This window comes from Wolbachia endosymbiont of Ostrinia scapulalis, from assembly GCF_023559145.1.
Lineage (GTDB): Bacteria > Pseudomonadota > Alphaproteobacteria > Rickettsiales > Anaplasmataceae > Wolbachia.
This window is the reverse complement of sequence record NZ_CP096926.1, coordinates 1,221,283-1,233,581: the sequence shown is the minus strand read 5'-3', so window position 1 is coordinate 1,233,581 and position 12,299 is coordinate 1,221,283. Positions and strand designations below refer to the sequence as shown.

The following is a 12,299-nucleotide window of genomic DNA, read 5'->3' as shown; positions in this document are numbered from 1 at the left end:
AGTTAGATGTCTTTGATTATAGATGTTCTCAGCTTCCGGTAAAAAGTAAGAACCTAAGTCTAACACGAAACAAAATCGTGAAACGGGATAACCATATAGGTGCTCTTATATTCATTTGAATGTAAGTAGGCAGCCAGCCATAAGCACTTACATTGGAGGGATTGTCCAAGAAGCTAATGCCCAAAGTAATATTTGGGATATGCAGACGTGGACACTATAATTTGGAGGGTAAAGTTGTGAATAGTAGTAAATATGTTATAGACCAACAATTTGTTAGGTATGAATGGAATACAATTCCTTGGCGTAAAGTTGAGAAATTTGTATTTAAGCTACAAAAGCGAATTTACCAAGCTGCAATATGTAATGATAAGAAGAAGGTACATAAACTTCAAAGATTATTACTCAATTCAATAAGTGCAAAACTACTTGCTGTCAGAAAAGTAACTCAAGATAACAGAGGGAAGAAAACTGCAGGTATTGATGGAAAAGCAAATCTTAATCATAAAGAAAGATTGCAATTAGCATATTCTTTAAATGTTAGAGAAAAAGCGAAACCATCAAAACGTGTTTGGATTCCAAAACCTGGAAAACCAATAGAATATCGCCCTCTTGGTATACTTACTATCTCAGATAGGGCAAAAGAAACACTTATGAAAATGGCACTAGAGCCAGAGTGGGAGGTAGGATTTGAACCGAACATGTATGGTTTTAGACCTGGTAGGTCATGTCATGATGCTATTGAAGCCATATTTAATTCACTGAATTGGAAAACAGCGTACTGTTTAGATGCTGATATTTCTGGATGTTTTGATAATATTAATCAAAATGCTCTGTTGGAAAAACTTAACACTACACCAACCTTTAGAAGAATTATAAAAGGATGGTTAAGAGCTGGAGTAATGGAAAACAGAAAATTTGAATCCACAAAACGTGGTACAATTCAAGGAGGGACGATCTCACCGTTACTTGCTTGTGTTGCATTAAATGGATTAGAACAATATATCAAAGAAACGTTATGGAGTGAACTTCTTCAATATAGGAAGATGAAATGTGGTGTTGCAAGCAGTAGAGAAGCAAAAAGCTCATTAAGTGTAATTTTCTACGCAGATGACTTTATCATCATACATGAGAGTAAGGAAATCATTCTGAAGGCAAAAATGATAGTTGAAGAATGGCTCAAAACCATTGGACTAGAATTGAAACCTTCAAAAACAAAGATTTCTCATACTCAAAATGGAGAAAAGCCAGGATTTAATTTTCTTGGTTTCTCAATAAGGCATTACTCTACGAAAAATAATAAGAGGGGTTATAAATTATTAGTCAAACCAAGTCGTGAATCCAGAAAACAGCATACACTCACTATAAAACATAAGATTAGAGGATTAAGAGGATCAACACAAGAAACAGTAATAAGACAGCTTAACCCAATTACTAGAGGGTGGAGCAAATATTATTCTTCGGTTGTGTCAAACAAGACCTTTAGGTTTATTGACAGTGTAATGTTTAGAAACATCTGGAAGTGGGCAGTCTACAGGCACCCAACCAAAGGAAAATACTGGATTAAAAATAAATACTTTAAAAAGTATAAAAACGATAATTGGCGATTTATGACAAATAACAAAGTTCTTCTTATTAAGCACGGAGATCATGCTATTAAAAGGCATGTCAAAGTGAAAGGAACCAAGTCTCCATATGATGGCGATTGGGTTTATTGGGGTAATCGTTTAAGGAAGATACCAGATAAACTACCAAGAGTAATAAAATTGTTGAAGTTACAACAAGGTAAATGTGGTCATTGTCAACTTTGGTTTAAAAATGATGATATCTTAGAAACACATCATATTGACCGAAACAGACGTAATAATATGAAAAAGAATTTATCCTTGTTACATGGACATTGTCACGATGAATTACATAGAAAGTGTGCATGACAAGCACCAAATTATAGAGGAGCCGTATGAGGCGAAAGTCTCACGTACGGTTCTGAAGTCGAGTGGGGAGAGGCGACTTTTCCCACTTAGATAACTATATAGAATTTTCTGGGAATAGTAAGGTAGAGGTAGCCAAAATACTGGAAGCAAACAGAAAGTTAGGAAGTAATATCTTAAAAATTGGTAATGATGCAGTTGAAGTTAAAAGTGAGAAGGGAGGTATAAGAAACTATACCGATATTTCAGATGGCAGCTCTATCATGTTAGAATTTCCTACAAGCATTGGTGAGCTAAATATTATATTGTACCAGGACGTAAAAAATTGCAATCAAGTACAAATAAAAGTAGCGGATAAGGAACTATGGGCTGAATTACAACAAAGAGGGGAAGAAATTGGAAAAAATTGTCTTTTTGCTGGAGTAAAACTTAAAGAAGCAGTAGAAAAGGGAAGTTTTATAAGATGTGGAATATGGAATAGCAAGCAGCTTATGAAGGAGGTTGATAGCCCAAGTGAAAAATTGTCTTTATGGGTAGATAAAGTACGTGAAAATAGTAAAGAAACTTTTAGGGGGCTTTAATTCATTTATTTTAAGGTTCCAGAGTTTACCATTATATCTGGAGCCTTTGAGCTATAGTAGAAAATATTATATGTATGGTTCTTTGTATGAAAAAAAGTCTAGATTGTGAGGTAGGGCAAAAAGTAAAAAATTGGAGGTTAGAGCGAGGGTATACTCAGAAGGATTTAGCAGAGAAAATTGGTGTAAAGTACTGGGTAATACTGCAATATGAGAAAGGGAGTCGTAAAATTCCAATTAAGAAGTTATATGACATAGCAGAAGCACTATCAGTGAATGTGAAAGGTCTAGTTTGTAGAGAAACACTACCAGATGAAAAAAGATATTTTGAAGATGAAGAAATATTAAATTTAGTAAAGGGTTATAAAGATAAAGAATTAAGCGAGGTATTTTATTTATTAACCAAATTTATTCGTTTGAGTGAGGAAAAAAGCAGAAAAGCGGTAAAAATAGAAGTAGCAAGGGGTTTGATGAAAGTAGGAGTTTCTGCTCATGTTATCTCTCGAACAACTAACTTATCTATTGGTGAGTATGAGGAGAACAAAATTCCGTTCCATACAAAGTAGGGCAAAGGATAAAAGAGTGGAGATTGATACGAGGATATACACAAAAAGATTTAGCGAATAAAGTTGGCATAACAAATCAAGGAATATACGAGTATGAACAAGGGCGAGCTGCTGTCTCACTTGAAATGTTAGATGAAATAGCAAAGGTATTATCAATCAGTATCATAGATCTACTTCCCGAATCAGATGAGGATAGTGAAGCGGAAGAAAAGCTATCAAACTTGATAGAAGAATACAAAAAGATTGAGAGTCGGGAATTACGCGATATGCTAATCAAGTCTTTATTTAAAGGTATACATGTTTGTAGAGAAAAGGTCAGAGAGGAAAAGAAGATTGAAGTTGCAAGGAATTTAGTGAAAGAAGGAATTTCTGTTGATATTATCTTGCAAACGACAGGCTTATCAAATTATATGATTGAGAAATTTTTGTGATTTCATAAAAACTTAGCCAATAGTGGATTTTTTTGTGATAGAATATATGTTTGCTTCTGTAGGAAAAACAGCTTTTAGAGGACTTATCTATGATAATTCAGAGCATATTGAGCTACGAGCTAGGGAAAAAAATAGAAGGTTGTAGGATAGTACAAGGGTATACTCAGGCAAAATTAGCAAGCAAAATTGGTTTAACACATAAGGAAATACATAACTTTGAACTAGGGTGCAAGGCTATTACAATCAAAGAATCGTATATAATAGCAAGAGCATTGTCAGTCAATGTTGTAGATCTACTTCCAGGACCAACAGTACTAAGAGAAAACGGTTGGTACGAAGATGAGGATAAAGAAATAGTCTATCTAACAAAAATACATAGAGAAATTAAGGATCAGGAATTACGCAAGAAGCTGTATCCATTAGTAAGGTTTGTATATATTAGCGAGAAAATTAGCCAAGAAGAAGCGAAAATAGAAGTAGCAAAGAATCTAGTGAAAGAAGGAGTTTCAGTTGATATTATTTCCCAAGTGACTCGCTTATCTACTTATGAATATGATGATATAGAGAAAGAAATTTGTACTGATTCTATACTCTACAAAGTGGGGAAAAGGATAAAAGAGCAGAGATTAATACGGGAATACACTCAGGAGGACTTGGCAAATAAAATCGGTTCAACACCTAAAGAAATACACGACTATGAACGAGGATATACAGATATTCCAATTGAAATATTATATAAGATAGCAAAGACATTATCAGTTAACATTAAAGCTCTTGGACTAACAGAATATGAAAATGAGCCAGTTTTTAGGTTTGTAGGTAAATGCGAAAAAATTGAGGATCAAGAATTACTGGATACGGTAGCCAGATCTTTATCTGAAGGAATGCAAACTGGTAAAGAAAAGGTTAAAAAAGCAGAGAAAATCAAGATTGCAAAAGATCTAGTTAAGGAAGGTGTTGCTATTGATATTATTGTGCGAGCAAGTGGCCTAACTGCTGATGAGTGTGAAAATTGAATTGTGTTAAACAATATATTAAGATGTAAGTAAAGATAGTTATATATTTAATATTTCTATCACTTTCTGATTGTCCTCTATCATTGCCTTTGCCTCCTGTTGAAGAAATTTGATATTTTTTGATGTAATGTTATCCATGTCAGCCTACGCTAGCTTCAATTGCGATTGTATTCTTACGTATCTATTGCCTATTACTTGATTCATCTGATAATTTACGCAGTCCAATCCAGAGGCAAACATCACATTTAACAAAGGTTTTATCCAGCCTATTTTTCCAAATCTCTTTGAATTGGCTATGCTTCTGTCTGTTCTTCCAGTACCTATCGATAACAGTAGAATATCATCATTTGGAAATAACCTCTTACCACTTGCATATGCACAAGCCGCTGGATTATTGGCAAATACCCCGCCATCCACTAATACCATTTCCTTTTGGTTGATTTTTAGATGTTTTGGTATGAAATAAGTAGGGGCAGCCGTTGCAGCTCTGAGTGCATCTTTTAGCCTGATAAAATTTCTGTCTTCTCTCCAGCTCTTAAAAAAGAAAGGATAGTTGTTGTTAATATCATAACTTGTTATCAGTACCTTACTTAATGTATTTTTTAGAATATCCTCTCCAAAATATTTATCCAGTACAAATTCAATATTTTTATGTGGGTATTGTGCGCAATTAAGCCAAGAAAATATTGATCTTCTCAAAAATGAAGATTTAAAAATATATGACCCGTATTCTTGGTAAAGCTCGACTAAATCACTAGCTGAATATTGGGGATTTCCTTGTTTATCTTTTTTACATAATCCTGCTATAACAATTCCACCGGTTGAGGTTCCTGCCACTAAATCAAAGATTTCAGCTATCGGTTTCCTTGCCCTCTTTTCTATTTCTGCTAGTATAATGGCTGGTATGATGCCTCTTATGCCTCCGCCGTCAACTGAAAGGATGTATTTTGCCATGGTTAGGTATTTATTGATTTTATTAACTTGCTCGCTTTTATCGGGATGTGTTTCCTGCCCAAAAGCCACAGTCTGCTTCACGCCTGGAGAAAATTGCACCAACCTAATAATTGATTCCGTAGACTATGCTAAAAAATCTGTGTTGGTTCAGGCATACCAATTTACCTCAAAGCCTATTGCTGAATCCTTGGTTCAAGCTAAAAAGCGTGGAGTTGATATTAAGGTTATTCTAGATGAATCACAAACTAGTTCAAAACATAGTGTAATTAACGAATTATTTGAGCACAAAATCCCGATATGGATTGACTTTAAACCCGCTATTGCTCATAGCAAGGTAATTATTATTGATGAGCAAAAAATCATAACCGGATCATTTAACTTTTCAGATGCCGCTCAGCAAAGAAATGCTGAAAACCTACTGATCATAACAGGAGATTCTCCACTAGTTGAACAATACGTCAAAAATTGGAAAAATCGCCAATCGCAGTCTAAGCATTATACACCAGACTTTAAGTTGTTATCTAAGTGAGGAAAGTCACCTCTCCCCACTCGACTTCAAAACCGGACTTGATAGTTTCCCATCATCCGGCTTCTCTCTAATTTGGCGCTTTTCATGCATACTCCCATGTAATTCGTCGTGACAATGCCCATGCAACAAGGATAAATTTTTGCTCATATTATTACGTCTATTCCGGTCTTTATGGTGTATCTCTAGGATATCATCATTTTTGAACCAAAGTTGACATTGATCACATTTACCTTGTTGCAACTTCATTAATTTTATTACTCGTGGTGATTTTCCTGGAACTTTACTTAAGCGATTTGCCCAATATAACCAATCTCCGTCATATAAAGATCTAGATCCTTTCACTTTGATATGCCTTCTTATGGCATGATCTACGTGCCTAACAAGCAGTAAATTGTTATTCGTCATAAATCTCCAATTATCGTTATCTTTCTTTCGAAAGTATTTTCTCTTAATCCAATGCTTCCCTTTGTTACAGTGTCTAAAGACCATACGCGTCAAGTTAAGGAAATAAAGGTATGAAAGAGATAGAATAATAAGGTATAAGTTCTCCCAGATATACTTTTAGTGAGAGAACCAATGAATAAAATAACTTGCTTATCAAAAAAGCTCAAAGAATTTTTTAATGAAAAAGCAGAGAAAATCTCAATTACAACAAGGTTTATAAAAAGAAAGAGAAAGCTAAAAGGTTCATCATTCGTAAAAGCCATGGTCTTGGGTAATATAGGAGTTGATAATTGTAGCGTAGAAACAATGTGTCAATTACTAAACGAGGACTCGATAGATATAACAAAACAAGGTTTGGATTTTAGATTTACTGAAGAAGCAGTGGAATTTATGAAAAGGATGTATAATGAATCTGTGATTCTCTTTAAAAATATCTTGCAAGTTGATTGCAAAATCTTACAGCAATTTAATAGTGTTAAATTATTGGACAGTAGCTATATTACTCTACCTAACAGTATGGAAGAGATGTATAAAGGTTATGGTACTAGCTACAGTGGCTATGAAAGCAATACTAAGTCTGGAATAAAGTTACAATTAGTTTTCGACTACATGAATCAGATAATAGACCAACTTAATTTAACGGAGGGGGTAAGATCAGACCAGGGATATAGGAAACATTTAAGTAATATATTAAGCAATGATTTGCTAATATCTGATCTCGGTTATTTTGTGCCAAGTTCTTTTAAACAAATCAATGAAATAGGAGCTTATTTCATAAGTCGTTATAAATCTGATACCAACATATATGATGTAGAAACAAATCAAAAAATGGAGTTATTAGAATGTTTAGAGGATAAGTTATTTTTAGAAAACGAGGTATTGTTAGGAAAAGAAGCAAAAATTAGAGTAAGAATTATATGTCAGAAACTAACTGAAGAACAGTCTATGGCCAGAAGAAGGAAAGCTAATAGATTAGCAAGATCGCAGGGATATACATCCTCTAAAAGAAATCAAAAATTGTTGAACTGGTCAATATTTATAACTAATGTTCCAGAAAATAAAATTAGTGCTGAGCAAGTATTAACGATTTACAGAGTAAGGTGGCAAATTGAGTTATTATTTAAATTGTATAAAAGCTATATCAGGCTTGATAAGCTAAAAGGAAAGCCATGCAGAGTATTATGTGAACTATATGCTAAATTGTGCGCAATTCTTATATTTCACGGCATAGTTGGTTGCACAGAAGTGAAAAAGAATACAGAACTTAGCTTAACAAAGGCATTTATTGAGCTAAAAAGGCGGGTTAGAGAGTTATTTTTAGTATTAACCAAAATTAATAGTTTAAAAGCATTTCTTAAAAAACTCACTATAACTTGGTCGCTATTTTCATTAAAAGACAAACGTAGAAGGGCTAGAGTATCCACTTTAACCTCTCTAAATTTGCTCACAATCTCTTAACTTGACGCGTATGGTACTGTCTACTTGATCGTCGTGACGGATTTCTGGAAACATTAAAATCTCATACTCAAAGTCGCTAAGCCATACTGCTTGGTTAGGGAGAAAAACCCGCTCAGATTCTATAATTGGGACAATTCGGTGAAATCGAGTTAATTTGTCATCATGTGGTACTATTTGAATAATAGGTAAATCACTGTTTTTCCTGAGCTCCTGAACCAATTGCTGACCGCTTGCTTTTGCTTCGATTAAAATTGCGTGTGGCTTCCACCTTGCAGCCAGCGACAGAACTTTCTCTTTAAGTTTTGGATATTCAAGTTTTGCGCGATATACATCGAGTAAATAGAATGTATTATCTACTTTTGTCCAGGTAGTGCAGACACTAAAGTCACTTGTATTGTTTGTTGAAATTGCAGTATCCCAACTTTGTGTTACATGCAAGAGGCTATCAGGAAAATTTTTATAGCGCTTCAACCACTCTCGTTTAATTATAGCACTTGAAAGTGGTAGAGGGTTTTGTTGGTATTGAGCAGCAAAACCATAACTCCCAAGTTCAGCTTTTATCATCTCAATTTCTTCTTTTCCTTCAGTTAGGGAATACAACAATTGACCTTCTTTTCTTGAGTATATTTCCTGTTCATGCTCTGGAATATGATTATTAACTGAATAAATAATCTCCTTATCTTCAGCTATTATTGGTAAACAGACATGATGCCATATGTTTCTTGGTTTACAGAGGAGGTGACCAGTTAAATCTTCTAAATGGAGTCTGTGCATCACAAGAACGATAACTCCTTTTTTTCTGTCGTTGAGCCTGGTTACTAAAGCCTGATCAAACCAGTTTGCAGCACGCTTTCTAAATGTTTCGCTCAAAGCTTGTGCGGGACTTAGTGGATCATCCACGATAATGAAATCTCCACCTTCACCGGTTAATGTTCCCTCAACTGATGTTGCAATCCTACATCCTCTTTGCACTGTTTGAAATTTATATTTAGTGTTTTGATCTTTGCATAATTCTACTTTCGGAAATAGCTCTCTATACCAATCAGATTGCATTATGCACCTTGTATCGAGTGAGTGCTTTTCGCTAAGCAACCGAGAATAACTTGCAACTATTATTCTTGCAGTTGGCTGATTTCCAAGTATCCATGCGGGCCATGCAACACTTACACAAATGGACTTCATTGAACGCGGCGGCATATTGAATATTATTCTTCTTGCTTCACCAGCGCTTGCTGCTTCAAGCCTGTCTGCTATGATTTTTATATATTGATAATCATTATACTCACACCCCGGCACTACCGTTTGAAAGCATAATTCAATGAATTTGAGAAGGTTTATATTGTTCATAAAATTAAGGTTTGTTGATTTTTTTAAGATTTTGTTGTATAATTAAACCAGCATAGTGAGAGTTAAAATATGAAAGAAATAAGAGAGCAAACTGAGAGAGAATTTATAAAAACTCAAAACGGGATGAAAATAGAGACAATTACGCTTCTTGGTAAAAATCAAAACAATAATCAAGGTGAAAAACATCTGATATACTTTATTGGTGGAAATAGAGCGTTAAGCCCTGGTAAAGATTATTCCCCAAATTGGAATTGGGCCACAGAGCAAGGGATAACTGTACATCTTTTTAATTATCCTGGACTTGGTTTAAGTAAAAATAACTCATTGATACGTAGCAATAGAGTTAAATCTGGTGTAGCAGTTGTAACTAACTTATTGGAAAAAGGTATAAAGCCAGATGATATCATATTGTTTGGAGACTGCCTAGGTGGACATGTGGCTGCAGAGGTTCATAAAAATTTTAAGGGTAAGGATATACATTTAAGATGTATCGTTAGCAATGCCGCTAGTTCACTTAAACAAGCGTCTCTTTATTACTTTGGTTTTATGGCAAAATTAAAAATTTTTCTTGCTCCGATAATCAAATTGGTACTAAAGATTTTTGGCTGCCACTGGAAGACATATAAAATCGTAAATTCAATTACTCCTTATACAATGTACTTTAATCGAGAGGGAGATAAAACGATAAAACAGCCAGCGCAACTTGCAACAGAAATAGAAAAAATAGATCAAAGCGGTAGAAGAAAAGATTACCAAAAAAAAGAAGTATTTGAAGGATTTGAGGAATATGAAGAATTTTTCAAGCAGCATATAATATTAAGAAAAAATGATGAGTGTATTGATTCGAAAAAAGCTGATAAAGATATACATAAATTGCCAATTACGTGTTTAAAGTCTTCCAACAAAACTGATTACACTTTTCTTGAGTTGATTAGTTTATATATTTATATTACAGATGAATATTTTTCTAAATATGGCTCATTAAATAATGAAGAGAAGATTAAAGCATTTAAAGAAAGTAAATTTTATAAAGATTTTTCAAGCTGCAAAAATCCAAAGGACTTTTTGCATAATTACATGAAGAAGCAAGAGCATCCTTCGATGTCATTTCAGCATGTGACAATAGAATCTGAGGAAAAAAAGACCTTTCTTAACAAGTCAAAGAAGGCTAGTTGCTCTTAACTTGACGCGTATGCTTTCTTCAATATTTTAGCCATCTGTATCTGTTCAGATGCATGCAAATATTGAAACCAGTGTTTCTTTTCTTATCATCCGAGTACTGGGATCCAGAAGAATTAATTGTGAACAAATAGCTATACGATATTTTCAATAAAATTACAAAAAAGCTGGATTCCACACTGGAATGACACCGTCATAAACTGCTAGAGGTCTTCATAATGTCATTCCAGTCCTCATAGTGTTTATCCCGGCCTTCATAATTTCATCCCAGTGTCCTCTTTCTCTTGTCATCCCAGTACTTGATACTGGGATCCAGATGCATGGCTAATGCTGAAACCAATACTCCCTTTTCTTGTCATACGAGTACTGGGACCCAGAAGACTCAGGTAATAAGAACTAGATTCCAGCGCGTAGCGCTGGAATGACACCGTCATAAACTGCTAGGTCTTCATAATGTCATCCCAGTACTGGGATCCAACTAAATTGGTGAACACTTTACAGCATTTTTGATGGAAAGAACTAGATGCCAGTGTCAAGCACTGACCCATTTTTTCCTTAAGTTTTTGCAGCTTGTGTTCTATTACAAAACCACTGTGGTACTAACGAGTGGCAAAATGATAGCAAGTTTTAAATTTTATTTTCAATAACGAAATTTGGCACATCTTGCTACACTTCCAGTTTTTATTGTACAAAAGGGGCTTCTGTCGTCTGTGTCTGACATGAAGCTAATGTTATTCTCCCTCTTCCTTGTACTGGATTTAGCTTGTGAAACGCGTGGTTGAAATCTTCCTTACTCACTACCTTGGACTTTCTTTCAAGAGCAGCGTATATTTTTGCTTCATTAACTAATTGTTCTAACTCAGCTCCAGAATAGCCTTCTGTTTTTTTTGCAATATCTTGAATATTTAGCCTTCCATCAGTTTTTGTATTTTTGGTATAAAGCTCCAATATCTTTTGTCTCGTTTCCACATTTGGATTAGGTATATGAACCCTTTGACCTAAGCGTCCAGGCCTAATAAGTGCTGGATCTATCTCATTGACCAGGTTAGTTGCACCAATTACTATTATATCTTTTCTGCTCTTAAATCCATCTATTTCAGTTAGTAACTGTGTTAAGCTCTCTCGACAGTTGTAAGCTGAGTTATTAGCGGTACTTCTTTTTTGGGCAACTGCATCTATTTCATCTATGAATACTATACAAGGAGAATATTTTCTCGCTACTTTAAAAAGCTCGCGTACAGCATGTGCACCATGACCAATATATACTCCAATAAGTTCTGGACCTGAGATACTTATAAAATTCATATTGGATTCACCTGCAATTGCGCGGGCGATAAGTGTTTTACCATTTCCAGGAGGGCCGTGCAGTATATAACCTTTTAGTGAGTTAATACTTTCACTTCCAAACATCTCACGCATTTCTTCTGTCATTTGGTTACAGCAAATAATCTGCAATCGTTGTTTTAAGGAATCGTCAATTATAACATTAGCAAATGTTGTTTTATTATCTGAATTAGCTAATTCTATTTCTATAGGCAGCTCTACTTCCTTCATTTTACTAAATATTTGATCATATATAAACCAAGCGATAAAAAAGAAAACAGTGAGTAACACAAAAGGCATAGCTTCGCTAATATAATGTGCAGCCAGCTCATATCCTTTACTGAGAAACATTGTATGCATATAGGCAAACAAAAGAGCAATAGAGACCATAATTGCTATGCATAGTAAACAGATAGCAATTCTTTTGAGTAATTCTGAGATTTCAATTTTTTTCATCTTACTGTCTTATATCGATTTTAAACTGAGAACAATTTTATTTAGATTAAATACTAAAAAAATATACCCTTACACTTCTTTGAATTCTAC

The 12,299-nt window shown here is 34.5% G+C and carries 8 protein-coding genes and 3 pseudogenes; 7 read left to right on the top strand and 4 right to left on the bottom strand.

From position 1 onward, the window contains the following. The first annotated feature begins 176 nt into the window (after positions 1 to 176). From M1L26_RS05970 to wmk (M1L26_RS05955), 4 genes and pseudogenes are all read left to right on the top strand, one after another. On the top strand, positions 177 to 1,931 hold the full coding sequence (locus M1L26_RS05970) for a reverse transcriptase domain-containing protein (RefSeq protein ID WP_214303292.1): 1,755 nt from the start codon (positions 177 to 179) through the stop codon (positions 1,929 to 1,931). A gap of 92 nt (positions 1,932 to 2,023) precedes the next feature. Beyond that, positions 2,024 to 2,509: pseudogene (locus M1L26_RS05965) on the top strand (hypothetical protein); the annotation flags it as partial. An 86-nt stretch (positions 2,510 to 2,595) separates the two neighbouring features. Then, positions 2,596 to 3,503 (top strand): annotated as a pseudogene (gene wmk / locus M1L26_RS05960) (WO male-killing family protein Wmk). An 89-nt stretch (positions 3,504 to 3,592) separates the two neighbouring features. Continuing rightward, complete coding sequence (gene wmk, locus M1L26_RS05955; RefSeq protein WP_250120143.1) at positions 3,593 to 4,519, top strand: WO male-killing family protein Wmk; 927 nt, start codon at positions 3,593 to 3,595, stop codon at positions 4,517 to 4,519. Between the two features lie 39 nt (positions 4,520 to 4,558). On the opposite strand, the pseudogene M1L26_RS05950 reads toward wmk (M1L26_RS05955), so the two are convergent. Further along, positions 4,559 to 5,473, bottom strand: a pseudogene (locus M1L26_RS05950) (patatin-like phospholipase family protein). Between M1L26_RS05950 and M1L26_RS05945 the strand changes: the two are divergent. Continuing rightward, the gene (locus M1L26_RS05945; RefSeq protein WP_370107315.1) at positions 5,472 to 6,002 is read left to right on the top strand and encodes a phospholipase D family nuclease; all 531 of its coding nucleotides are present in this window, start codon (positions 5,472 to 5,474) and stop codon (positions 6,000 to 6,002) included. The pseudogene M1L26_RS05950 and the gene M1L26_RS05945 overlap by 2 nt on opposite strands. Positions 6,003 to 6,008: 6 nt before the next feature. Here M1L26_RS05945 and M1L26_RS05940 read toward each other — a convergent pair whose 3' ends face one another. Further along, positions 6,009 to 6,407 (bottom strand): HNH endonuclease signature motif containing protein, encoded by a 399-nt coding sequence (locus M1L26_RS05940; RefSeq protein ID WP_250120141.1) that lies wholly within the window; start codon positions 6,405 to 6,407, stop codon positions 6,009 to 6,011. A 171-nt stretch (positions 6,408 to 6,578) separates the two neighbouring features. Here M1L26_RS05940 and M1L26_RS05935 point away from each other — a divergent pair, with 171 nt between their 5' ends. Continuing rightward, positions 6,579 to 7,904, top strand: a complete 1,326-nt coding sequence (locus M1L26_RS05935) for an IS4 family transposase (RefSeq protein WP_250120086.1) — start codon at positions 6,579 to 6,581, stop codon at positions 7,902 to 7,904. Here the strand turns inward: M1L26_RS05935 and terL are convergent. Further along, positions 7,881 to 9,251, bottom strand: coding sequence for a phage terminase large subunit (gene terL, locus M1L26_RS05930; RefSeq protein WP_250120140.1), 1,371 nt, complete (start codon positions 9,249 to 9,251; stop codon positions 7,881 to 7,883). The two genes, M1L26_RS05935 and terL, sit on opposite strands and share 24 nt — an antisense overlap. Before the next feature lie 69 nt (positions 9,252 to 9,320). On the opposite strand from terL, the gene M1L26_RS05925 reads away from it, so the two are divergent. Continuing rightward, positions 9,321 to 10,433, top strand: a complete 1,113-nt coding sequence (locus M1L26_RS05925; RefSeq protein ID WP_250120139.1) for an alpha/beta hydrolase family protein — start codon at positions 9,321 to 9,323, stop codon at positions 10,431 to 10,433. Between the two features lie 678 nt (positions 10,434 to 11,111). Here M1L26_RS05925 and M1L26_RS05920 read toward each other — a convergent pair. Beyond that, the gene (locus M1L26_RS05920; RefSeq protein WP_250120138.1) at positions 11,112 to 12,209 is read right to left on the bottom strand and encodes an AAA family ATPase; all 1,098 of its coding nucleotides are present in this window, start codon (positions 12,207 to 12,209) and stop codon (positions 11,112 to 11,114) included. Positions 12,210 to 12,299: the final 90 nt, after the last annotated feature.

Excerpts from the sequence above, each read along its gene's own strand:
- wmk (WP_250120143.1), top strand. The coding sequence starts at position 3,593 with ATGATAATTCAGAGCATATTGAGCTACGAGCTAGGGAAAAAAATAGAA.
- M1L26_RS05940 (WP_250120141.1), bottom strand. The coding sequence starts at position 6,407 with ATGACGAATAACAATTTACTGCTTGTTAGGCACGTAGATCATGCCATA.
- terL (WP_250120140.1), bottom strand. The coding sequence starts at position 9,251 with ATGAACAATATAAACCTTCTCAAATTCATTGAATTATGCTTTCAAACG.
- M1L26_RS05920 (WP_250120138.1), bottom strand. The coding sequence starts at position 12,209 with ATGAAAAAAATTGAAATCTCAGAATTACTCAAAAGAATTGCTATCTGT.
- M1L26_RS05970 (WP_214303292.1), top strand. The coding sequence starts at position 177 with ATGCCCAAAGTAATATTTGGGATATGCAGACGTGGACACTATAATTTG.
- M1L26_RS05925 (WP_250120139.1), top strand. The coding sequence starts at position 9,321 with ATGAAAGAAATAAGAGAGCAAACTGAGAGAGAATTTATAAAAACTCAA.
- M1L26_RS05935 (WP_250120086.1), top strand. The coding sequence starts at position 6,579 with ATGAATAAAATAACTTGCTTATCAAAAAAGCTCAAAGAATTTTTTAAT.
- M1L26_RS05945 (WP_370107315.1), top strand. The coding sequence starts at position 5,472 with ATGGTTAGGTATTTATTGATTTTATTAACTTGCTCGCTTTTATCGGGA.